Annotated in this window: 23 protein-coding genes; 10 read left to right on the top strand and 13 right to left on the bottom strand. The window is 71.8% G+C overall.

The annotated features are described in order from the left end of the window. Position 1: 1 nt before the first annotated feature. The 11 genes from C8E97_RS00110 to C8E97_RS00065 form a co-directional block, all read right to left on the bottom strand. The gene (locus C8E97_RS00110; RefSeq protein ID WP_121000444.1) at positions 2-2,554 is read right to left on the bottom strand and encodes a glycosyl hydrolase family 18 protein; all 2,553 of its coding nucleotides are present in this window, start codon (positions 2,552-2,554) and stop codon (positions 2-4) included. Between the two features lie 109 nt (positions 2,555-2,663). Beyond that, entirely contained in the window at positions 2,664-3,527 is an 864-nt protein-coding gene (locus tag C8E97_RS00105; RefSeq protein WP_121000442.1) for a 5-oxoprolinase subunit C family protein, read from the bottom strand. Continuing rightward, positions 3,524-4,129: a 5-oxoprolinase subunit PxpB gene (gene pxpB, locus C8E97_RS00100; RefSeq protein WP_121000440.1), complete on the bottom strand. Its 606-nt coding sequence runs from the start codon at positions 4,127-4,129 to the stop codon at positions 3,524-3,526. Before pxpB ends, C8E97_RS00105 begins: the two co-directional genes overlap by 4 nt. A gap of 77 nt (positions 4,130-4,206) precedes the next feature. Beyond that, positions 4,207-4,845, bottom strand: a complete 639-nt coding sequence (locus C8E97_RS00095) for a heme-binding beta-barrel domain-containing protein (RefSeq protein WP_121000438.1) — start codon at positions 4,843-4,845, stop codon at positions 4,207-4,209. A gap of 261 nt (positions 4,846-5,106) precedes the next feature. Continuing rightward, entirely contained in the window at positions 5,107-5,406 is a 300-nt protein-coding gene (locus C8E97_RS00090; RefSeq protein ID WP_121000436.1) for a DUF1416 domain-containing protein, read from the bottom strand. Further along, positions 5,407-6,252 (bottom strand): sulfurtransferase, encoded by an 846-nt coding sequence (locus C8E97_RS00085; protein ID WP_121000434.1) that lies wholly within the window; start codon positions 6,250-6,252, stop codon positions 5,407-5,409. Further along, positions 6,249-6,716 (bottom strand): DUF4395 domain-containing protein, encoded by a 468-nt coding sequence (locus C8E97_RS00080; protein WP_121000432.1) that lies wholly within the window; start codon positions 6,714-6,716, stop codon positions 6,249-6,251. The genes C8E97_RS00085 and C8E97_RS00080 overlap by 4 nt, the downstream gene beginning before the upstream one ends. A 91-nt stretch (positions 6,717-6,807) precedes the next feature. After that, positions 6,808-6,897: a putative leader peptide gene (locus C8E97_RS36740; protein WP_425470437.1), complete on the bottom strand. Its 90-nt coding sequence runs from the start codon at positions 6,895-6,897 to the stop codon at positions 6,808-6,810. Between the two features lie 66 nt (positions 6,898-6,963). Continuing rightward, entirely contained in the window at positions 6,964-7,389 is a 426-nt protein-coding gene (locus C8E97_RS00075; protein ID WP_121000430.1) for a TlpA family protein disulfide reductase, read from the bottom strand. A 4-nt stretch (positions 7,390-7,393) separates the two neighbouring features. After that, the gene (locus tag C8E97_RS00070) at positions 7,394-8,197 is read right to left on the bottom strand and encodes an LmeA family phospholipid-binding protein (protein WP_121000428.1); all 804 of its coding nucleotides are present in this window, start codon (positions 8,195-8,197) and stop codon (positions 7,394-7,396) included. A gap of 10 nt (positions 8,198-8,207) precedes the next feature. After that, positions 8,208-8,978, bottom strand: a complete 771-nt coding sequence (locus C8E97_RS00065; RefSeq protein WP_246018573.1) for an alpha/beta hydrolase family protein — start codon at positions 8,976-8,978, stop codon at positions 8,208-8,210. Between the two features lie 147 nt (positions 8,979-9,125). On the opposite strand from C8E97_RS00065, the gene C8E97_RS00060 reads away from it, so the two are divergent. The 10 genes from C8E97_RS00060 to C8E97_RS00015 all read left to right on the top strand — a co-directional run bounded on the left by C8E97_RS00060 (position 9,126) and on the right by C8E97_RS00015 (position 18,573). Then, a complete protein-coding gene (locus C8E97_RS00060; RefSeq protein ID WP_121010453.1) occupies positions 9,126-9,851 on the top strand; it encodes a winged helix-turn-helix domain-containing protein in 726 nt (241 codons plus the stop codon). Positions 9,852-9,978: 127 nt separating this feature from the next. Next, entirely contained in the window at positions 9,979-10,857 is an 879-nt protein-coding gene (mshD, locus tag C8E97_RS00055; RefSeq protein ID WP_121000424.1) for a mycothiol synthase, read from the top strand. A gap of 194 nt (positions 10,858-11,051) precedes the next feature. Next, positions 11,052-12,164 carry a phosphate ABC transporter substrate-binding protein PstS gene (gene pstS / locus C8E97_RS00050; RefSeq protein ID WP_121000422.1) on the top strand — a complete coding sequence of 371 codons (1,113 nt, stop codon included), beginning with the start codon at positions 11,052-11,054 and terminating at the stop codon, positions 12,162-12,164. Between the two features lie 34 nt (positions 12,165-12,198). Continuing rightward, positions 12,199-13,257 (top strand): phosphate ABC transporter permease subunit PstC, encoded by a 1,059-nt coding sequence (pstC, locus tag C8E97_RS00045; RefSeq protein WP_246018571.1) that lies wholly within the window; start codon positions 12,199-12,201, stop codon positions 13,255-13,257. Beyond that, the gene (gene pstA, locus C8E97_RS00040) at positions 13,254-14,168 is read left to right on the top strand and encodes a phosphate ABC transporter permease PstA (RefSeq protein ID WP_121000420.1); all 915 of its coding nucleotides are present in this window, start codon (positions 13,254-13,256) and stop codon (positions 14,166-14,168) included. The genes pstC and pstA overlap by 4 nt, the downstream gene beginning before the upstream one ends. A gap of 10 nt (positions 14,169-14,178) precedes the next feature. Beyond that, positions 14,179-14,955, top strand: coding sequence for a phosphate ABC transporter ATP-binding protein PstB (gene pstB, locus C8E97_RS00035; protein WP_121000418.1), 777 nt, complete (start codon positions 14,179-14,181; stop codon positions 14,953-14,955). Positions 14,956-15,270: 315 nt separating this feature from the next. Next, the gene (locus C8E97_RS00030) at positions 15,271-15,630 is read left to right on the top strand and encodes a hypothetical protein (RefSeq protein WP_246018570.1); all 360 of its coding nucleotides are present in this window, start codon (positions 15,271-15,273) and stop codon (positions 15,628-15,630) included. 1 nt (position 15,631) lies between these two features. After that, positions 15,632-16,204 (top strand): DUF3558 family protein, encoded by a 573-nt coding sequence (locus tag C8E97_RS00025; protein ID WP_170211538.1) that lies wholly within the window; start codon positions 15,632-15,634, stop codon positions 16,202-16,204. A 15-nt stretch (positions 16,205-16,219) separates the two neighbouring features. Beyond that, positions 16,220-17,779, top strand: coding sequence for a hypothetical protein (locus tag C8E97_RS00020; RefSeq protein ID WP_121000414.1), 1,560 nt, complete (start codon positions 16,220-16,222; stop codon positions 17,777-17,779). Then, a complete protein-coding gene (locus C8E97_RS00015; protein ID WP_121000412.1) occupies positions 17,776-18,573 on the top strand; it encodes an ESX secretion-associated protein EspG in 798 nt (265 codons plus the stop codon). The genes C8E97_RS00020 and C8E97_RS00015 overlap by 4 nt, the downstream gene beginning before the upstream one ends. 113 nt (positions 18,574-18,686) lie before the next feature. Here the strand turns inward: C8E97_RS00015 and phoU are convergent, their stop codons facing one another. Together phoU and C8E97_RS00005 are read right to left on the bottom strand one after the other, a co-directional pair. Next, entirely contained in the window at positions 18,687-19,352 is a 666-nt protein-coding gene (phoU, locus tag C8E97_RS00010; RefSeq protein WP_121000410.1) for a phosphate signaling complex protein PhoU, read from the bottom strand. A gap of 107 nt (positions 19,353-19,459) precedes the next feature. Further along, the gene (locus tag C8E97_RS00005) at positions 19,460-22,153 is read right to left on the bottom strand and encodes an LCP family protein (protein ID WP_121000408.1); all 2,694 of its coding nucleotides are present in this window, start codon (positions 22,151-22,153) and stop codon (positions 19,460-19,462) included. Between the last annotated feature and the right edge of the window lie 94 nt (positions 22,154-22,247).

Raw genomic sequence — 22,247 nt, 5'->3', positions numbered from 1 at the left:
CCTACTTGAGCCCGTTGTCCACGGCGCTCATCAGCACGCCGGTGTCACCGGACATCTCCCAGATCATCGCGCCCAGCAGGCCGCGCTGCTTCATCCACGCGGTCTTCTTCTGGATCGCCCACGCGTCGTCGAACGTCCACCACTGCCCGCCGTTGCCGGTGAAGCAGGACGTCGCGACCGCCGCCTCGTCGTGGTACACCGTGCAGTTGGGCACGCTGGCGAGCAGGTTCGAGTACCCGCGCGTGCCGGCCTCCTCCGCGAACTGCCCCGGCGCGGCGCCCGTCGCCGACTGCCACTCGCCCTTCTTCCCGCCGTCCTGGACGCCCTGCCAGCCGCGGCCGTAGAACGCCAGCCCGACGGTGATCTTGCGCGGGTTCACGCCCGCCTCCAGGTAGGCGTTGACCGTGTCCTCCACGCTGAAGTGGAACGGGTACGGGTCGTCCGCGTCCTTGTACAGGTTGCCCTGGTGGCCGGTCCGGTTCGGCTCCCACGAGTTGTCGCTGCCGGAGCCGTGGAAGTCGTAGCCCTGGACGTTGAAGATGTCCATCGACTTCGCGACCTCGGCCAGCTCCCAGCCGGCGTCGATCTTCGCCCGGTCGGCCGGGGTGAACGCGGTCAGCTGGTACCGCTTGCCGGTGGTCTTGGACAGCTCGTCCATCTGCTTGCGGAACTCCTCGATCAGGAGGGTGTTGTTCCGCTTGTCGTTCGGGCTGATGTGGTTGCCGGGGTGGCCCTCCGCGCCCGGCCACTCCCAGTCGAGGTCGACGCCGTCGAAGATGCCCGCCGCCGTGCCCGGACCGCCCGCGCCGTTGTAGGTCGGCAGGTTGCCCTTGAGGTAGATGTCCAGGCAGGACGCGACGAACTTCTTGCGCGACGCGTCCGTGGCCGCGACGTCCGAGAAGTACTTCGAGTACGTCCAGCCGCCCAGCGAGATCAGGATCTTCAGGTGCGGGTGCTTGGCCTTGAGCTTCTTGAGCTGGTTGTAGTTGCCGCGCAACGGCTCCCAGCCGGTGTCGGCCACGCCGTCCACGGACTGCGCCGAGCTGAACGGCCTGCTGTAGTCGGCTTCCGCGTCACCCGCGCCGTCACCCTGGTTCGGGTCCTGCGGGTTGGGCGAGGTGCCCTTCGTGACGCCGTGGAGGCACGTCAGGTTGACCGGGTCGATGTTGCCGAAGGCGTAGTTGATGTGCGTCAGCTTCGCCGCCGCGCCGTTGGTGTCCAGGTTCTTCACGAAGAACTGGCGGCCGTAGATGCCCCACTGGACGAAGTAGCCGACCTTCGCGTACCCGCCGACGATGTCCGACGTGGTCACCTTGACGGAGTTGCTCGCGCCGGACACGTTGTCGTAGATGTCGCGCGCCTTCACCGAGAACGTGTACTCGGTGGACGGCGACAGGCCGTCGATCTTCGCCGTGGTCTCGGTGACCGTGGCGCGGACCGTGGAGCCCTGGTAGACGTCGTAGTTCGCGACCTTGCTGTTGTCGGTGGCCGCGTCCCACGTGAGCGTCACGCTGCCCGCGTCCTTGCCGGTGCCGCGCAGGTTGCCCGGCGCGCTCGGCGGCTGGGTGTCGTCGGCCGGGTTGTTCGTGGTGACGCTGAGCGCGTTGCTCGCGGGCGACTGGGTGCCCTTGGTGTCCTTGGCCTTCACCGTGAACGAGTACGCGGTGTTCGGCGTGAGGCCGGTGACCGTGGCGCTCGTGCCGGTGACGGTGGTGGCCAGCGTCGAGCCGTTGTAGACGTCGTAGCCCGCGACCGGCAGCGAGCCCGCCGTGGAGGCGTTCCAGGCCAGGGAGACGCTCTTGGTCGTCTTCGCCGGCGAGCGCAGGTCGCCCGGCGCGGTCGGCGGGACGTCCGGCGAGCCGTCGCAGTTGGCGTTGTTGATCCGGCAGGTCACCGGTTCGACGGCCCGGCTGAGCGTGAACGTCGGGCTGTACGGCTCGGTCGTCTTCCGCGGGCCCACCGACTTGTTGTAGTGGACCGGCGCCAGCGTGACCGTGTTGCCGGTCTGGCTGACGGTGCCGTTGTTGGCGTTGCTCGCCGTGACGCCCGAGGGCAGCGTGAAGGTGATCGCCCAGTCGGACAGGGTGGCGTCGGTGTTGTTGGCGACGATGAACTTGCCGGTGGAGCCGGAGAGGCTGAAGTCCGCGGTGACCGGCGCGGGCGCGGGCGGTTCGGGGCCGGTGCCGTCGCAGTTCGCGCCGTTGAGCGTGCAGGAGGTCGGGTCGGCCTCCCGGCTGAGCGTGAACGTCGGGCTGAACGGGTCGGTGTTGCGGCCCGGCTGGATGGTGTTGATGTAGTAGGCCGGGGTGAGCGTGACCCTGGTCCCGTTCTGCGTGGTCGACGCGTTCTGCGCGCCGCTGACCGTGACGCCGGCCGGCACGTCGAACTTGATCGACCAGCCGGTGACGGCGGCCGACGTCGGGTTGGAGACCACGAACTTGCCCGTGGTGCCCGTTCTGGTGAACGTCGCGGTCAGGCCCGCAGCGGCTGATGCCGGCGTGACGGTGGTGGCGATGGTGGCGAGTGCCACCAGCGCGATGGCTAGTCGGCGCATGTCGGTTGTGCCTCTCGATTGACAGGGACAGTCGAGAACCACGGCGGCCAGGTCTGAACGTAGGTCGTGCTCCCTCGAATGACAATGGGTCTAGACCAATTGCGTCCGTTCAGCCGCGCGGGTGGAACCGGAGCCGCGTGCCGGGGCGCGCCTGGCCGAGCAGCGGGAGCGCGTCCGTCGGGACCACGCCGATCACCGGGTAGCCGCCCGTCGTGGGGTGGTCGGCGAGGAATACCACTGGTTGGCCGTCCGGGGGCACCTGGACCGCGCCGGTGACGAGCCCCTCGCTGGGCAGCTCCCGACCGCGGTGGCGGTCGGTCCGGTCGAGCGCGGGGCCCCGGAGCCGGACGCCGACCCGGTTGCTCCGTTCGGACACGGTCCACCGCCCGGCGCGGAGCCGGCCCACCGGGTCGTCGAACCAGTCGTCGCGGGGTCCGAGGTGGACGGGCACCGCCAGTTCGTCGCCGACGCGCACGGGCGGGAGGACGTCCGCGCCGACCGGGACGCCGGTCACCGCGCCGAGCGGCAGCTCGTCGCCGGGCGCGAGCGGGGCGGGCCCGAGGCCGGAGAGCAGGTCGGTCGCGCGGCTGCCCAGTTCCGGCGGCGTCGCGACGCCACCGGAGACGGCCAGGTAGCAGCGCAGGCCGCCGGTCGGCGCGCCGATGGCCAGCTCGTCGCCCGGCCGCAGGTGGCACGGCGAGTCGCGGTGCGCGCCGCCGACCAGCACCGGCGCGCTCGGCCCGGTGACCGCGACGGTGCACGAGGCGCCGGCCCGCACGACCAGCCCGCCGAGCAGGACCTCCAGGCCGGCGGCGTCCTCCGGGTTGCCCACCAGGCGGTTGGCCAGGCGCAGGGACGGCGGGTCGAGCGCGCCGGACGGCGGCACGCCCAGGTGCGCGTGGCCGGGTCGGCCCAGGTCCTGGACCAGCGCCAGGGGGCCGGTGCGCAGGACGGTCAGCGACCGGCTGGTCATCCCACCGCCTCGAACCGGACCCGGTCGCCGGGCGCCAGCAGGGCCGGGACGTCACCGGTCGGGTCGAACAGCGGCGCGTCGGTGCGGCCGATCAGCCGCCACCCGCCGGGCGTCGAGCGCGGGTACGCGGCGGTGTACTCGCCCGCCACGCCGACCGCGCCGGCGGGGACCTTCGTGCGCGGCGAGTCGAGCCGCGGCTGGCGCAGCGGCGGCGGCAGCCCCACGAGGTAGGCGAACCCTGGCGCGAAACCGCAGAACGCCACCGAGTACGTCGCCGCCGCGTGCAGCCGGACCACCTCGTCGGCGGTGACGCCCGCGGTCGCCGCGACCAGCTCCAGGTCCGGCCCGTCGTACACGACCGGGATCACCACCTGCCGGGACGGCACGTCCACGCGGTGCGCCAGGTCCACGGTGCCCAGGAGCCGGAGCACGGCGGGCAGGCCGCCGGGCCGCGCCGCGACCAGCACCGTGCGCGCCGCCGGCACCACCTCGACCACCTCGGGCGGGTCGGCGGCCCGGACCGCCGCGCGCACGGCCTCCACCTCGCCGGTCGAGTCGACCTCGACCAGCACCGCGTCGGTACCGCAACGCCGCAGCCGCATAGCTACAGGGTAGGTGGTCGAGGGGGATTGTTGAACAATCCGATGAGTGAACTTTCGGACGACCGGAGCGGCGGTCCTCAGCCGACGACGCGCTTGAGGTGCGCCGACGTGTGCGGCTGGAGGGGGTGGCCGACCATCGCCCGCTCCTCGACGTACGCCAGGTCGCCGTTGTTGACGATGCCGTACAGCCGCTGCGAGCCGGTGACCTCCTTGGCGGTCGCCGTGCGGACCACCGCGTCCGTGCCCAGCTCCCAGGACGTCTGGTTGCGCGGCTTGCCGTAGTACAGCTCCACGATCCCGGTGTTGTGCGTCAGCAGCACCTCGATCGTGTCGTCGGGCTGGGGACGCCAGAAACCCGTCTCGCGGGCCGCCGGGCGGATCACCGCGCCGTCGGCGTCGAGCAGCCACGACCGCGCCTCGTAGTACAGGAACGGGCGGCCGTCGTGCGCGAACGTGACCTGCTGGCCGAACCGGTACGGGCCGTCGATCGTCGGGTACACGACCTCGCCCTCACCGCGCCACACGCCGACCAGCGGCAGCAGCGCCAGGCAGGCGTCGTGCAGCGACGGGCCCTCCCGCAGGTTCGCGGTGTCCGCCGGGATCGGCAGGTCGTCGAACTGCGGCAGGTTGCGGGAGCCGGTCACCCTGGCGCGCGAGGCGGCGGCCTGGACGGCCGCGTCGCCGCTGCCCGGCACCGGTGCGTTGTCGTCGGCCATCAGCGCTGGTCGGAGTACAGGCGGTACACCACGTACCCGGCGAACCACACGACCAGCAGCGACACCAAGACCAGAAGCCCTGTGAAGAAGTGTTCCACCCGCCGAGTTTATCGCCCCCGGCGCGGCCGGACCGGGCCGCGGTGGTCAACGACACCACGCCGGTCGACCCGGCTCGCGCGGTCCGGCCCCGGTGCCGCGGCGATCGACGAGCGCGACCGCCGCGGCACCGGGTGCCGGCCTACCCGCGCGACCCCTCGGGGGTCACGCCACCGACACCGACACCGGGTGCACGCCCGGACCGTCGGCGGACACCGACGCCTGGCCGTTGCCCGACCGGTGCAGCGCCCGGATCGTCCACGTGCCCGGCGCGGCGTAGAAGCGGAAGTCGCCCTCCGGGGAGGACACGACCTCGGCGGTGAACTCGCCGGACGAGTCGAGCAGCCGCACGAACGCGCCGCCCACCGGGCCCTCGGGCGTGCTCACCTTGCCGGTCAGCACCACCTCGTCCGCGCCCACCGCGATGTCGACGCCCTGCACCGGCGCGCCGCAACCGTCGCTCATTCAGCCCTCCTTGCCGCTGCCGAGCTCGACCGGCACGCCGACCAGCGAGCCGTACTCGGTCCAGGAACCGTCGTAGTTCTTCACGTCCTCGTGCCCGAGCAGCTCGTGCAGCGCGAACCAGGTGTGCGACGAGCGCTCGCCGATGCGGCAGTACGCGATCGTCTTGCGGGAGCCGTCGAACCCGGCCTCGCCGTAGATCGCGGCCAGCTCCTCGTTCGACTTGAACGTGCCGTCCTCGTTGGCCGCCTTGCTCCACGGCACGTTGATCGCGGACGGGATGTGGCCGGCGCGCTGGGCCTGCTCCTGCGGCAGGTGCGCGGGCGCGAGCAGCTTGCCGGAGAACTCGTCGGGCGAGCGCACGTCGACCAGGTTCTTGTTGCCGATGGCCTCGACGACCTCGTCGCGGAACGCGCGGATCGACAGGTCCTGCTCCTTCGCCCGGTACTGGGTGGCCTCGCGGGTGACGACCTCCTTGTCCAGCGGGCGGCCGTCCAGCTCCCACTTCTTGCGACCGCCGTCGAGCAGCTTCACCGCGTCGTGGCCGTACAGCTTGAAGTACCAGTAGGCGTAGGCGGCGAACCAGTTGTTGTTGCCGCCGTAGAGGATCACGGTGTCGTCGTTGGAGATGCCCTTGGCGGACAGCAGCTTCTCGAAACCCTCGCGGTCCACGAAGTCGCGGCGGACCGGGTCCTGGAGCTCGTTCTTCCAGTCCACCTTCACCGCGCCGGGGATGTGGCCCCCGTCGTAGGCGGTGGTGTCCTCGTCGACCTCCACGAACACCACACCGGGCGTGTCGAGGTTCTCCTCGGACCAAGCGGCCGAGACCAGGACGTCTTCACGGCTCATCGAGTCGCTCCTGTTTCTGTTCCGGACTTACTGGGGCGGGCGAGGGCGGGTGCGTAGCGGCGCAGGAGCAGGAACACCTCGCAGCCCAGGCACAGGCCGAACGCCGCGTTGAGCAGCGCGGCGACCAGCGCGGCGGACGTGGCGACCGCTCCGAGCGCGGTGAGGCCGGAGGCGTACCCGACGGTCCCGACCAGGGCGAACACGAACCCGACGCCCTGCGCGAACCGCAGCGGGGCGGCCTCCTCGCGCTCGGACGTCGGCGTGAGCCGCGGCTGGACGGCGAACCGGTAGACGTGCCCCCAGGGGTTGAGCTTGAGCGAGACGAAGGCGCAGAGGGCGAACAGGATCGTCTGCGCCGCGAGCAGGCGCCACGACCCGGTCAGCAGCGCGACCGCGAGGATCGCGGACGTGATCCAGGCGCTGAACCGCGGGCCGCGGGGGTCCACGGGGGCATCACTCGGCACGGCGACCTCCTGGCGGGGACGTGGCTGGCAGTCCGTCTTCAGGCGGTGTAGAGGCAGCCGCGTTCACCCGTCAAGGTGTCCGACCGCCGGGTTAACCGCCCGGTCGGCTCGTCGCGCGACACAGGCTGCTGCGCACGCGGCACAGGTCTACCGCGAGTCGCTTGGTCAGCAGCGTGCCCATGCGCTGGAGGGTAGTCGGTCGTCCCTGCTGCCGGGAGTGGCGTCCACAGTGTGGGAGTTCCCAGGTTCACCCGATCGGTCGAGGTAGATGGGGGCGCAGCGCGGCCAGGAGCGCGCCCCGGTCCGGCACGCCGCCGACGCGCAGCAGCTCGACGCCCGCGGCGTCCACCGCGAGCGTCGTCGGGGTCCGCAGCACGCCCAGCGCCGCGGCCACGTCGGGCCGGTCGGTCACGTCGAGCTCCACGTGCCGGAGCCCGTCCGTGCGGTCGGCCAGGTCCGCCAGCAGCGCGCGGGTGTGCCGGCAGGGCGCGCAGAACGCCGTCGAGAGCTGAACCAGCGTCACCGGGGCGGGCGGGTCCAGCAGCTCGCGCACCGGCTCGGGCAGCTCGACCGGCCGGTCCGCGCGCCGGACCCGCCCGTTCCGCGCCCGCCACACCGCGCCGACGATTAGCGCGACCGCGACGGCGCCCGCCAACGCCCAGACGCCGGTCACCGGCTCAGCCCTCGTCGAGCGGGATGTCGTTGACGGTGCCCTCCACGGTCAGCGCGCCGCTCTCCACCCGGACCGCCGTCGGCGTCACCGTGAAGGGCAGCGCGCCGGGGTCGATGGTGACGCTCAACGCCTGCTTCACCACGCCCAGCGCCTCGGTGAGGCCCGCGAGCGACGTGTCGTCCAGCTCCACGTCGCTCACCGACACCGCCACCTGGCCGCCGACCAGGGCGACCGTGCCGTACGCGGCCAGCCGGATCTTGCGACCGGCCACCGTGGTGCTGCCGCTGAGCTTCACCGCCGCCTTGGTCGGGTCGGGGTTGACGGGCGTCGGGGTCGGCGTCGCCGCCGGCCGGTTGTCCGGCTCGATCGCCATGTCGGAGAACGGGGTGACCGAGTTCACCAGCCGGTTCAGGTCCCTCGACTTGATCTTGACGCTGCCCGTGACCTGGTCGATCCGGCCGTTGCGGGTGTTGCCGGCCAGCAGGTCGGACAGCCCGATGCGGGTGTGCCGGAGGTTCGCCCTGATCTCCACGTCGCGCAGCGCGTCGCGGACCGGCACGCCGGTCGCCGCGATCTCGATGTCCCGGTAGTCGCCGGCCAGCGCCTGGAAGATGAACGGGAACCCGTTGATCCGCACCGTCGGGTCGTCGGCGAGCTGGAACTTGGCGCGCATCTTCTGCGCCACCTGGTACTCGCCCGCCGCCGCGAGCCCGAAGTCGGCCGCGACCAGCAGGCCGACCACCACCAATCCGGCGATGATCAGCTTGCGGCCCCTGGTCGGGCGGCGGTTCGTGCTCGTGGCGGTCATCGGTCGTCCCTCAGCTAACAGTCTCGCGGTCGGTGGTCTCGCGGTCGAGCCAGGTCGCGATCCGGTCTACCAGAGCCGGCGTCATCGCGGACTCGGCGTGCCGGACGCGCGGCTCCAGCCACAGCTCGGCGGACCCGCCCGTCGCGCGGTGCAGCGCGTGGGCGTGCGCCGGGCCGAAGTAGTGGTCGTCCTCGCCGTGCACGAGCAGCAGCGGCGTGGGCGCGATGCGGTGCACGACCTCCAGCGGGGTCTCCGGCACCGTCCGCCAGGGCGGCGCGAGCCGGACGCCCAGCGCCCGCGCGGCGAGCCGGCCGTGCGGCTGCTCCAACAGCCAGTGCACGCGGCGCATGGCGGGCGTGTCGCGCACCCACCAGCGGGACGGGCTGCTCACCGCCGCGATCGCGTCCGGTCGCTCCGCGTGCAGCGCGGCGTGGCGCAGGGCGACGGAGGCGCCCATCGAGAAGCCGACGGTCACCACGCGGCGGTACCCGAGGCGGCGCGCCAGCGCGGCACCGGCCGCCAGGTCGTGGATTTCGTCACCGCCGACCGACGACAGGCCGTCCGACCGGCCGTGGCCGCGGAAGTCCAGGGCGACCACGCCGCCGTGCCTGGCGAATCGGGTCAGCACGCGGGAGACGTACGGCTTCCGGACGTGGTTGGTGAACCCGTGGCCCACGACGAACGCCAGTTCCGTCACGGTTGGGGCGGTCGTGACGTGCACCCCGCGCAGGACGACCCCGTCCCGCGCCACGGCGGTGACCGGGGTGGCGGTCGGGGACACGAGTGTGACGCTGCCCTGCTGACCTGGGCCTTTCGTGGTGTGCACCGGTATCGTCTCCGACATCCGCAGGCAACGGGGCCCGGTCACCGTACTTCGCCGCCGTCCGGTCCGGTGACCGGACACCCGGCCGAACAGGAGGGCGCCGCGATGGGTATCGACGTGCTGCTGCTGACCAGCGACCCGGACCCCGAGGCGGTGCTGCCCGCGCTGGCGCTGCTCCCGCACCAGGTCCGCCCGCTGCGTCCCGAGGTGTCCGCGCTGCTGGACGCCGGTCCGCACGACGTCGTCCTGGTGGACGCCCGCGTCGACCTGGCCGCCGCGCGCGGCCTGTGCCGGCTGCTGGGCTCCAGCGGCGTCGACGTGCCCGTGGTCGCGGTCGTGCGGGAGGGCGGCCTGGTCGTGGTGAACGGCGAGTGGGGCGTGGACGAGATCCTGCTGCCCACCGCCGGGCCGGCCGAGGTGGACGCCCGGCTGCGCCTGGTGCGCGCCCGGCGCGGCGCGACCAAGCCGGACGGCGACGGCACGCTGCAACTCGGCGAGCTGGTCATCGACGAGGCGACGTACACGACCCGCCTGCGCGGCCGACCGCTCGACCTGACGTACAAGGAGTTCGAGCTGCTGAAGTACCTGGCGCAGCACGCCGGCCGGGTGTTCACCCGCGCGCAGCTCCTCCAGGAGGTCTGGGGTTACGACTTCTTCGGCGGCACCCGCACCGTGGACGTCCACGTGCGGCGGTTGCGCGCGAAGCTCGGTCCCGAGCACGAGTCCTTGATCGGGACAGTGCGGAACGTGGGTTACAAGTACTGCGTTGGATTCGACCTCCCTTCGTCAGGTCGGGGCTCGATCGCCGAGGAGTCGGCGGGTCGAGCCTGATCTCCCGTCGATCGAAGAGCGTGATCGACGGGAAATGAGTCGCGACCTGCCGACGAGATCTCGCGCGGTGGTCGTGGCGTGATCAGCTGTGTGGTTGTGAGCGGTGCGTCGCGGGTAGGTTCGTGGTGTGGAATTGAGCTGGATCGAGTCGCTTTCCGCTGAGCAGGGTGCCGAGGTCGCGAGGTTGCTCGAGGCCGCGGAGCGCGTCGACGGCGTGGCGCCCGTGGGTGAGCAGGTGGTCCTGCGCCTGCGGCCCGGCGCGCCGGGCAGCGGTCACCTGCTGGCGCGGGACGGCGGCGCGCTGGTCGGCTACCTCCACCTGGACCTGTTCGGCGACGCCGACGGCAACCGGGTCGCCGAGCTGGCCGTCCACCCCGACCACCGCCGCCAAGGCATCGGCACGGCGCTGGTGACGGCCGCCGCCGAGCGCGCCGAGCCGCTGCGGGTCTGGGCGCACGGCGACCACCCCGGTGCGCGGGCGCTCGCCGCCGCGCTCGGTTACCGCAAGGTCCGCGAGCTGCTCCGGCTGCGCCGCGCCCTGGACGACGCGCTGCCCGAGCCGGTGCTGCCCGAGGGCGTCCGGCTGCGCGCGTTCGTGCCCGGTCAGGACGAGGCGGCGGTCGTCTACGTCAACCACCGCGCGTTCGCCTGGCACCCCGAGCAGGGCGCGATGAGCATCGAGGACGTGCGGCAGCGGGAGGAGGAGCGCTGGTTCGACCCCGCCGGCTTCCTGCTGGCGGTGGACGCCGAGGACCGGCTGCTGGGCTTCCACTGGACCAAGGCGCACACGGCCGAGCTGGGCGAGGTCTACGTCGTGGGCGTCGACCCCGACGCCCAGGGCGGCGGGCTCGGCAAGGCGCTGACCCTCGCCGGCCTGGCGCACCTGCGGCGGACGGGATCACGTGAAGTGATGTTGTACGTCGAATCCGACAACGCTCCGGCATTGGCCGTGTACACGCGGTTGGGATTCAGCCGGTGGGATTCGGACGCCCAATACGCCAAGTAGTGACAAACCTGTCACGTCAAGCAAACGTGCAGGTCACATCACCACCCGAATGGCGGTGTGACCAGTCACCTCCCGTACGGAGTTCACCTCCCGTTCATCTACTCCTGGGCACTTGTCCACTCGCGCTGCCTACCGTCCGTGTCGAGCGGCGAGTTCGTCGCGTCAATTCCGCTTCCGTTAGGTGGAGGACCCAGGTGAAGACCAAGCGGCACGGCGCCGTCGTCGGCCTGATCGCGGCCGGTGCGCTTCTGCTCACCGCATGTGGCAGCGACAACAACGCCGGCTCGGGCGCCCCGACGAACACGTCCGGCGTGCCCGTCGAGTGCGGTGGCAAGACCAAGCTGAACGCAGAGGGCTCCTCCGCGCAGAAGAACGCGATCGACACGTTCATCCAGGCGTACCAGCAGCGGTGCCCCGGCTCCGACCTCGCCTACAACGCGTCCGGTTCGGGCACGGGCGTGAAGAACTTCAACGCCGGCCAGGTCGACTTCGGCGGCTCGGACTCCGCGCTGTCCAAGGACAAGGGCGAGGTCGAGGCCGCCGCCAAGCGCTGCGCGACGAACCCGGCCTGGCACCTCCCGCTGGTCTTCGGCCCGGTCGCCATCGGCTACAAGCTCAACGGCGTCCAGGACCTGGTGCTCAACGGCGACGTCACCGCCAAGATCTTCAACGGTGGCATCAAGAAGTGGAACGACCCGGCCATCAAGGCGCTCAACTCCTCCGCCACGCTGCCGGACAAGGACATCACGGTCGTCTACCGGTCCGACGAGTCCGGCACCACGGACAACTTCCAGAAGTACCTGAAGATCGCGTCCAAGGGCGCGTGGACGCAGGGTGACGGCAAGCAGTTCAAGGGCGGTGTCGGCGAGGGCAAGGAGAAGTCCGCCGGTGTCGCGCAGGCCGCCGGCTCGGTCGACGGCGCCATCACCTACGTCGAGCTGTCGTTCGCGCAGGAGAACAAGCTCTCGCTGGCCAAGCTCGACAACGGCTCCGGCCCGGTCGAGCTGACCAGCGAGAGCGTCGGCAAGGCCATCGACGGCGCGAAGATCAAGGGCGAGGGCAACGACCTGGTCCTCGACCTCGACTCGATCTACGGCAGCACCACCGCGGGCGCGTACCCGCTGCTGCTGGCCACCTACGAGATCGTCTGCTCCAAGGGCTACGACGCCGACACCGCGAAGGCCATCCGCGCCTTCCTCACGGTCGCGGCGACGGACGGCCAGGCCGGTCTGGCGGACGCGGGTTACGCTCCGGTCCCCAAGTCCTTCCAGGACAAGCTGCTGACCGCGATCAAGGCCATCGCCTGATCCGGCCGGCACACCCGACGCCAACGCCATAGCGATGAACGACCGCACTGTGGCCCAGCGCCCCGCGGGCACCGGGACGACCGGTGCCCGTCGGGGCGTTCCGGCTGCTCGATCCGACTCGGAGGCTCCGATTCCCCCGACCACGGAAGCCGATCAGAAAGCACCACACGTCCGGCCGGGTGACCGGATCTTCCGCGGCCTCGCCACCGGCTCGGGCATCTTCATCGTCGTCCTCATCGGGGCCATCGGGCTGTTCCTGCTGCTGCAGGCGGTGCCGTCGCTCGCGCTGGACCAGGTCAACTTCCTGACCAGCCGCGAGTGGTCCACCGGCGATGTGAACAACATGCGGTACGGCATCCTCGACCTGCTCCTGGTCACCGTGGTGTCGTCCGCGTTCGCCCTGGTCATCGCGATGCCGATCGCGCTGGGCATCGCCCTGTTCCTCACCCAGTACGCGCCGCGGCGGCTCGCCCGGCCGTTCGCGTACGTCGTCGACCTGCTCTCCGCCGTGCCGTCGATCATCTACGGCCTGTGGGGCCTGCTGGTGCTCGCGCCGGTGCTGACGCCGATCGGCGAGTGGCTGACCAGCGCGCTCGGCTTCATCCCGCTGTTCGCCCAGGGCAACGTGAGCATCGAGCTGGGCGGCACCATCTTCACCGCCGGCATCGTGCTCGCCGTGATGATCCTGCCGATCATCACGGCCGTCAGCCGCGAGGTGTTCGAGCGCACGCCGCCCGCCCACATCGAGGGCGCCATCGCGCTGGGCGCGACCAAGTGGGAGGTCGTGCGCACCACCGTCCTGCCGTTCGGCAAGGCGGGCTACGTCAGCGCCTCGATGCTCGGCCTCGGTCGCGCGCTCGGCGAGACGATCGCGCTGATGATCATCCTGAGCGCCACCAACTCGGCGTTCGGCTGGAGCCTCTTCGACGGCGGCGCGACCTTCGCGTCCAAGATCGCGCTGGCCGCGCCGGAGTTCAACGACCCGCGCTCGGCGGGCGCGTACATCGCCGCCGGCCTGGTCCTGTTCCTGCTGACCTTCGTGGTCAACGCCATCGCACGGTCGATCGTCGCCGGTCACAAGGAGTACGAATGACGACCGAGACGGCGGACCTGAACCGCCTCGCGACGCCGCCGACGTTCCAGAGCGTCAGCGGAGCGCGCAAGTTCAAGAACGGTGTCGCGACCGCCCTGGTGTACCTGGCGTTCGCCATCGCCATCGTGCCGCTCGCGTGGGTGCTCTACACCGTCGTGCAGCGCGGCCTGCCGGTCGTCCTCGACGTCGACTGGTGGCAGAAGTCGCTGTCCGGCCTGCTGTCCAAGCAGGAGGGCGGCGGTGTCTACCACGCGATCTACGGCACCCTGTCGCAGGGCCTGGTGTGCGGCCTGATCTCCGTGCCGATCGGCCTGTTCGTGGCGATCTACCTGGTCGAGTACGGCGGCCGGTCCCGGCTGGCGAAGGCCACCACGTTCATGGTCGACATCCTCACCGGTGTGCCGTCCATCGTGGCCGCGCTGTTCGTCTACACGCTGTGGATCACCACGTTCGGCTTCGGCCGCAGCGGTTTCGCGGTGTCGCTGGCGCTGGTGCTGCTCATGGTGCCGGTGATCGTGCGGACCACCGAGGAGATGCTGAAGATCGTCCCGGACGAGCTGCGCGAGGCGTCCTACGCGCTGGGCATCCCCAAGTGGAAGACCATCGTCAAGATCGTCATCCCGACGGCGCTGTCCGGCATCCTGACCGGCGTCATGCTCGCCCTGGCCCGCGTCATGGGCGAGACCGCGCCGGTGCTGGTCCTGGCCGCGTACGCGCCGTTCATCAACTACAACCTGTTCGACGGGCCGATGGCGTCGCTCCCGCTGCTGATGGCCAACGAGCGGAACAACCCGACCCAGGCGGGTTTCGAGCGGATCTGGGGTGCGGCGATCACCCTGGTCCTGATCATCACGCTGTTCAACCTGCTGGCGACCGCGATCTCGCGGTGGCTGGCCCCGAAGACCAAGTGAGCGGGCGGTTATGGCCAAGCGCATCGACGTGAAGGACCTCAACCTGTACTACGGCAAGTTCCACGCCGTGGACGGGGTTTCGCTTGCCGTGCCGCCGAAGAACGTGACCGCGTTCATCGGCCCGTCGGGTTGCGGCAAGTCCACCGTGCTGCGGTCGCTGAACCGGATGCACGAGGTGGCGCCCGGCGCACGGGTGGAGGGCAACGTGCTGCTGGACGGTGAGGACATCTACGCCTCCACCGTCGACCCGGTGCAGGTGCGCCGGACCATCGGCATGGTGTTCCAGCGGCCCAACCCGTTCCCCACGATGTCCATCCGGGACAACGTGGTGGCGGGCCTGAAGCTCGCGGGCGAGCGGAACAAGAAGAAGCTCGACGAGGTGGCCGAGCGGTCGCTGCGCGGGGCCAACCTGTGGAACGAGGTGAAGGACCGCCTCGACCGCCCCGGCGGCGGGCTGTCCGGTGGTCAGCAGCAGCGCCTGTGCATCGCGCGGGCCATCGCCGTGCAGCCCGACGTGCTGCTGATGGACGAGCCGTGCTCGGCGCTGGACCCGATCTCCACGCTGGCGATCGAGGACCTGATCACGGAGTTGAAGAAGGAATACACGATCGTCATCGTCACCCACAACATGCAGCAGGCGGCGCGGGTCAGCGACCAGACCGCGTTCTTCAACCTGCTGGGCGTCGGCCAGCCCGGTCGGCTGATCGAGGTGGACGACACGGAGAAGATCTTTTCCAACCCCAGCCAGAAGGCGACCGAGGACTACATCTCCGGCCGCTTCGGCTGAGCCCGTCGTCCGAAGGGGCCTTCCCGCCGCGCGCGGGAAGGCCCCTTCGCCGTTCCCTGCGGTGTGGTTCTCGTCACGCCGGCTCCGCCCTTCGGCCCGCGCCACCCTCGTCCCCGGCCCGCGGCCGTGGTCGGGGCGGCGGGCCGTGGGCGTCGCCACACCGCTGCCCACGTCGGGCGGAACCGGGCCGATTCGGGCATCGTCATAGCGAGGACAGGTTCTGACGTGCGCGGTACCGTGCTCGCAGGAATCGCGTGATCGCAGGGGGTAGTGGTGGCGGCACAGGGAGCGTGGGGCGCGGAGTCCATGCGTGCCATGACGTCGAACATGCAGGGGCTCAAGCAGGCGGCGGAGTCGGGGTCGTTCGCCATCAGCAAGTCCGGTGCCGAGGCGTACATCAAGGCCATCGACGACGCGGAGTTCGAACTCAACACCATCGACGTCCAGCTGAATATGCTCCAGCAGCCGACCAAGCTGGGCACCAGCCCCGATGCGCAGGCGATGAGCAGCTACAACCTGGAAAGCGCGAACGGTGGCGGTGGCACAACAGGTGTCGTGCCGGCGATCAAGCAGTTGAGGGCCGCCTTGGTCGACGCGAGGGCCGCTCTGCAGAAGGCGGTCGACAACTACCGCGAAGTCGATGACGCGGCGGCCAACGGCCTCAAGCGTTACTGAGATGGGGATGCAGTTGACCAGGAACCCGGTGATTCGTTCCGTCCTGCCGATCGCGGTGGTCGGTCTGGTGCTGGCGGGGTGCACGACCAAGGACCCTGGTAGCGCCACGCCGGGTGGTGGCAGCACCTCCACCACGACCAAGACCTCGGAGAAGTCGACCGCCACGTCGGAACCCTCCGGCGGTGGCGACAAGTTGGCCAGGTTCGACGCGTGCGCTGAGCTGAACGCCGTCGCGAGCCGGTTCTCGCTGTCCCGGGTGGAGAAGGACGGCGCGCGTGGTTGCACGGCGCGGTGGGGGCAGACGACGACCGCCGTCGGGGTCAAGGCGTTCCCCGAGGTGGGCCTCAGCGGGGCCACCGGGGGCTCCAGCGCGCGCATCTCCGACACCACCGTCGGCTCCCGCAAGGCGAAGCGCGTCGAAGCCGGCCTGACCGACGTCTCGTGCCTCATCGCCGTCGAGGTCAACGCCACCTCCAGGGTCGACTTCTACGCCACGTCGACCACGTCCGTCGAAGAGTCCTGCGACACGGCCAAGCAGTTGGCAGAAGCGATCGAACCGAAGTTGCCCAAGTAAGGACAGGAGTGGAACGTGGCACCGCCGAACTCGCAGAGCCCGAACGCGACCAAGGTCGACTACGCCGGTCAGACCGAGGCGGAGCTGCGTGACGAGTACCAGCGCAAGGTCGAGGAGAACCCCGGCTTCGTCAACCTCGTCCCCAACGTGCTCGCCTACGTGCAGTACAAGAGCGAGGCGGCGGCGTACCAGGCCAAGCAGGAGAAGGACCTGGAGCAGGTGGTCGAGAACTACCGGCCGCCCATGTCGACGGCCGGGTCGCACTACCTGGGCTACCCGCACGAGCAGCTCAAGTCGATGGTCACCGACAACATGTCGCCGAGTTCGGCCAACGAGCAGGGCGAGGCGTGGACCAAGATCGGCAACACGCTGGTCGACCTCCAGAACAACCTGACCAAGGCCACCGAGGCCGGCAAGGGCGCCTGGCAGGGCAAGGCCGCGAGCGCCGCGCAGGGCTACTTCACCAACATGGCCGCCTGGTCGGGCAACGCCGCCCAGGGCGCGCAGCTGACCGGCAACAAGCTCTACCAGCAGAGCCAGGCCGCCGAGACGGCCAAGGCGAACATGCCGGAACCGGTCGACTTCAGCACCGCCGACGCCTACAAGATGTTCTTCTCCGAGCCGAACCCGTTCAAGTGGGCGGAGACGATCGACAAGATCGAGCAGAAGTTCGAGGAGAAGCAGCAGGCGCACGAGCGGGCGGCCGAGGTCATGACGTCCATGTCGACCTCGTTCCAGGAGTCCGGCTCCACCATGCCCGCGTTCTCCCCGCCCCCACCGATGGAGGGCACGGGCGGCGGCACGGGTGACTCGTCCAACCCCCAGCAGCCCGGTGTCGGCGGCCGTCCGAGCGTCCCGGACGGTCCCGGTGGCGGCACGGGTGGCACGGGTGTCGCCGGCGTGCCCGGTCCCGGTGGCGGTGGTCCCGGTGGCGGTGGTTCGGGTGGCGGCAACACCAACCAGTCCGGCTGGAAGCCGCCCACCGGCCTGCCCCTGCCCGGCCCTGGCACCGGTGGCGGGCCCGGCACCGGTCCCGGCGACGGCTCCGGCAACGGCTGGGTGCCCGGTCCCGGTGGCCGGCCACCCGGTCCCGGAGGTCGCCCGCCCGGCCTGCCCGGCGGCCGGCCACCCGGCCTGCCCGGCCCCGGTGGACGCCCGCCGGGTCTCCCCGGCGGCGGACGTGGTCTGCCCGGCGGCGGTGGCGGCCTGCCCGGCGGCGGTGGCGGCCCCGGTGGTCGCGGTGGGTTGCCCGGCGGCATGGGTGGTCCCGGCGGCATGGCCGCCGCCGGACGCGGCGGCGGGTTCGGGCCCGGTGGCGCCTCTGGCGTGCTGGGCGAGGCCGGGCGCTCCGGCGCGGGCGGCTTCGGGCCGGCCGGCCCGAGTGCCGCGGGTGGCGGCTTGGCCGGTCGTGGCGGTGCGGGCGGCACGGGCATGGGCGCGGGCGGCATGGGCGCCGGCGCGGGCAAGGGCCAGGGCGACGAGGACAAGGAGCACAAGGCCGCCTCGTACCTGGTCGAGACCGAGGACGTCTTCGGTGACGGCACGATGGTCGCGCCGCCGGTCATCGGCGGGTGACGGTGTTCTCGTTCGCCCTCTCCCACGCGGCGGCCGACGTGCTCTGGGAGGACCTGGAGCTGGGCAGCCGCCCCTACCCGTTCGACTTCCCCTACCTGGGCCGCACCCACGACGAGCGGCGCGGCATCCGCAACGCCGTCTACCGGGACCTGGAGTCCCGGGGGCTGGCCGTGCGCGGCCGGGTCTCGGCGGAGGTCGAGGAGGCGCTGACCCTGCTCGTGCGGTTCGACTACTCGCTGAACGCGATCGCCTCGCTGGACCCGAAGAACGTCGAGCGGCAGCTGCTGGCCCGCAGCGGCGCGCGGGGTGAGGTCGCCGCGCTGGCCGTGCTGGACGACCGGCAGCTGAAGGTCGACACCCTGCGGTCGTCGGCGCTGCTGCGCGCGGTCGTCGACCTGATCCCACCGGGGCGCCCCGGTCCCGGCCAGTCGGTGACGGTGCCCGTGCCGACGTCCGCGCCACCGGCACCGAGCCGCCGCGACGACGACTTCGACAGCGCCACCTTCACGCAGGCGATGGCCCCGCGGTCCACTGCGGCCACGCAGGTGCGCGCCCTGGAAGCGGTCTTCGAACGGCCACGGCTGCGGGCGGGCCAGTTCGGGGTGACGGTGCGCGGCAGGCACGGCCGGGAGCAGCGCGCGCCGCAGGTCGGCTGGTTCGACAACGACCAGGGCCGCTACCTGTCGCAGACGAAGCCGGGGCAGGACGGCCGGAAGTGGCTGACCCACGCGCCCGCCGACAACGCGCGCATCGCCTCCCAGCTCGCCCAGGAGCTGACCGGCCTGCTCGCCTGACGGCGGGACGCGCGACGGCCCGGCCGGTGGACTCGACAGGGTCCACCCGCCGGGCCGTCGCACGTTCCCCCGGAGGCGACCGCGCGCCCGGAACGGGATGCGCGGTCGGCGGCTCAGTCGTCCAGTTCGCCGCTGTAGCCGGGCATCCGGCCGGTCACCACGAAGACCGTGCGCTTGGCCACCGACACCGCGTGGTCGGCGAACCGCTCGTAGAACCGCCCCAGCAGCGTGGTGTCCACGGCGGACGGCACGCCGTGCGGCCAGTCCTTGTCCATGATCACCGTGAACAGGTGCCGGTGCAGGTCGTCCATCGCGTCGTCGGCGTCCTCCAGCGAACGCGCCCGCTCGACGTCCTGGGTGCGGATGATGTCGGTCGCCTCGCGCGCCAGCTCGACCGCGATCCGGCCCATCTCGGCGAAGTACGGCTGCACCGTGTCCGACAGCACGTGGTTGGGGTGCCTGCGGCGCGCGGCCTTCGCCACGTGCAGCGCGAGGTCGCCCATCCGCTCGACGCTCTCCGCGGCGTGGATCACCGCGAGCACGATGCGCAGGTCGGTCGCGACCGGCGCCTGGAGGGCGAGCAGCGCGTACGCCTGCTCCTCGATGCCGGCGCGGACGTCGTCGATCTTGGCGTCGTCACCGATCACCTGCTCGGCCACGCCGAGGTCCGCCTGGAGCAGGGCGGTGGTCGCGCGCTCCATCGCGTCCCCGGCCATCCCGCACATGTCGGCGAGCTGGTCGGCGAGTTGTCCGAGCTGGTCGTGGTAAGCCTCACGCATGGCGTCAGCCTACGTGCAGGTCATCGCGGTAGCGACATTCCCAGGTGAACCGGAGGTGAACCCGTGACGTCCAGATGGCCCAACGGTCGGGCCGGATGGCCCAACCGTCACGCGCACGGGTCCTTCCCCGCGTTCACGATGGACAGGTCCGCCGGCGGCGTCGTCTTGCCGGGCTCCTCCGCGCCCGTCCCGTTCGGCTTGGGGCTGACGACCTTCTCGTCCCAGCCCGGCCCGATGATCAGGGTCACCGCGCCGCCCTGGGTGGGCGCGACCTCCAGCGTGGCGCCGGGGACCGCCGCCGCGAGCGTGAACGCCGCGTCCTCGCCGCCCGCGCCGTAGCGGATGACCGTCTTGCCGACCGGCTCGCCGTCACCGCTGTTGACGATCTCGAAACCCAGTTCCGCCAACGCGTTCTTGGTCCGCTTGGCCGCGCCGGGGTTGCCCTGGTCGCCGTTGAACACCTGGACCTTCAAGCCCTTGGGGTCGACCACCTTGCCCTGCTTGGGCTCGGGGGCCTTCTTCGGCTCCTCGGCCTTCTCCGGCTGGGGACTCGGCGTGACGGGCGCGTCCGGAGTCTCGCCCGGCAGCGGCGTCCCGTCGATGATGGCCTGGAACAGCGCCTTGGTCTCGTCCACCTTCAGCAGCTCGATGTTGTCGTTGTTGGACTTGGTGGGGCCCTCGTCCGTCACGTGCGGCACCGTGATGAAGCTGACCCGCCCGGCCTCGATGCCCTGCAACGACTGCGCGAGCGTCAACATGTCCTTCACGCCGATGTTCTGGCCGACCGTGGACGCGGCGAACGCGTTGAGGAAGTTGTTGAGCTTGCCGGGGTTGAGCAGCATGTCGGAGGACAACGCCGTGCGCAGCAGCGAGGACAGGAACTTCTGCTGCCGCGTGACGCGGTCGTAGTCGCCGAGGGGTTCGGTCTTCACGTACCGGGCGCGCACGTAGTCCAGCGCCTTCTGACCGTCCACCTCGTACTGGCCGGGCTTGTCGAAGATCATGCCCAGCTCTTCGTCGTCCATCACCTTCGGCACGCAGACCTTGATCTTGCCGACGGCGTCGACCATCCCCTTGAACCCGTTGAAGTCCACGGAGATGAAGTGGTTGATGGTCAACCCGGTCAGCTCGGTCATGAAGGTGCTGACGCACTTCGGCCCGCCGTCGGCGTACGCCTGGTTGGCCTTGACGCCCTTGACCGGGGCCAGCACCTCGCCGGTGTACTCGCCGGTCTCCCAGTTCCACTTCTCGCACTCGGGCCGGGTGATCTGGAGGTCGCGCGGCACGGACACCACGACGACCCGCTTCCGGTCGGCCGGGATGTGGGCGAGCATGAGGACGTCCGACCGCGCGCCCGGCTCGGCGTCCGCGTCGCCGACGCCGTCGGTGGGCTTGGCCCCTGCGCGGGTGTCGGACCCGACGATGAGGAAGTTCTCGTCGCCGAGCTGCTTCTCGGCCTCGTGCACCGCGGCGGAGTTCTCGTTGAGCGCGTCGATCTCGTTGATCTTGCTGTCGACGTAGCGCAGCGCGACCCACCCGAGGCCGGTCGAGAGGAACACCAGGACGGCGGCCGTCAGCGACAGCGTCTTGACCACCCGGACGATCTTGCTGTGCCTGACCGTCCGCACGCCGCGGCGCGGCGTCTCCAGGTCGTCCGGGCCGTCGACGGGCGGCGTGTGCACGGTCGCCTCGTCGTCGTGCTCGGCCTTCCACGGCATGAGCTTCTGCCTGCGCTCCTTGCGCTGGCGCTCCTGCTCGGCGAGTTCGTCGTGCACGGCGGAGAACCGCGCCAGCGTGTGGTCGACCTCGCGACGCTTCTTGACGTCGTCGCTGATGGCCTCCATCTCGGTGGTGAGGCTCGCCGGGTCGACCTGCTCGCGCGGCTCGGGCGCGCCTGCGCCGAGCCGGCCCGCGATGTCGCCGTCGGCCGCCGCCGCGGGGCGTCGGGCACCGTCCCCGACGGGCCGGGGACCGCTGCCGTCCGGTCCGCCGGCGGGCCTGCGGGGCCCTTCGCCCGCGAGCCTGCGCGGGTCGGGCTTGCCCTCCGCCGGTCGCCGGGGCCCTTCCGGCGGGCCGTCCGCGAGTCGTCGAGGCCCCTCCGCCGCGCCCTCGACGGGCCTGCGGGGTCCGTCCGGCGCGCCGTCGACCGGCCTGCGCGGTCCGGGGCCGTCCTCGGCGAGGCGGCGCGGGCCGCTGCCGTCGGGGCCGCCGGGCGCGAGCCTGCGCGGCCCGCTGCCGTCCGGGCCGCCCTCCGGCGGGCGTCGGCCACCGGGTGCGCCGTCGACGGGGCGTCGGGGTCCGGCGTCGGGTCCGCCCGGTGCGGGCCTGCGCGGCCCGCTGCCGTCCGCCGGGCCGCGCGCGGGCGCGCCCTCGGCGGGGTCGTGCGCGAGGCGGCGCGGGCCGCCGTCGGGTTCGCCCGCCTGCCTGCGCGCAGCGCCGTCCGGGCCGGTCGCCGGGCGCTCCGCGTCGGGGCGGGGCCGTCGTCCGGTGGCGTCGGGGCGGCGCGGGTCGTCGGGCGCGAACCGCCGTCCGGGCGCGCCGTTCGCGGGCGGCCGTCGCCTGCCCGCGTCCTCGGGCGCGCCGGCCGGGTGCGGCCGTCGCCCCGTGGCGTCGGGTCCGACGAGGCGCTGGGCGACGTCGTCGGGCGCGGGACCGGCCGGGCTCGGCGGGACGGGCCGCCGGCCGGTGTCCTCGCGGGAACCCGGACCGGCGGGCGGTCGCGGCCGTCGCCCGGTGGCCTCCGGGGACGGTCCGAACGCGTCGGCCGGTCGGGCACGCCGCCCGGTGTCCTCGGGCGGCACGGGCCCGGCAGGCCGCCGCCCGGTCTCTTCGGGCGGGGTGGGTCGTGCGCGACGTCCGGTGTCCTCGGGTGGGGTGGGTCGTGCGCGTCGCCCG

This window comes from Saccharothrix australiensis (assembly GCF_003634935.1).
GTDB lineage: Bacteria > Actinomycetota > Actinomycetes > Mycobacteriales > Pseudonocardiaceae > Actinosynnema > Actinosynnema australiense.
Note: the sequence above shows the minus strand (reverse complement) of the source record. Positions and strands in the feature narration are given on the sequence as shown.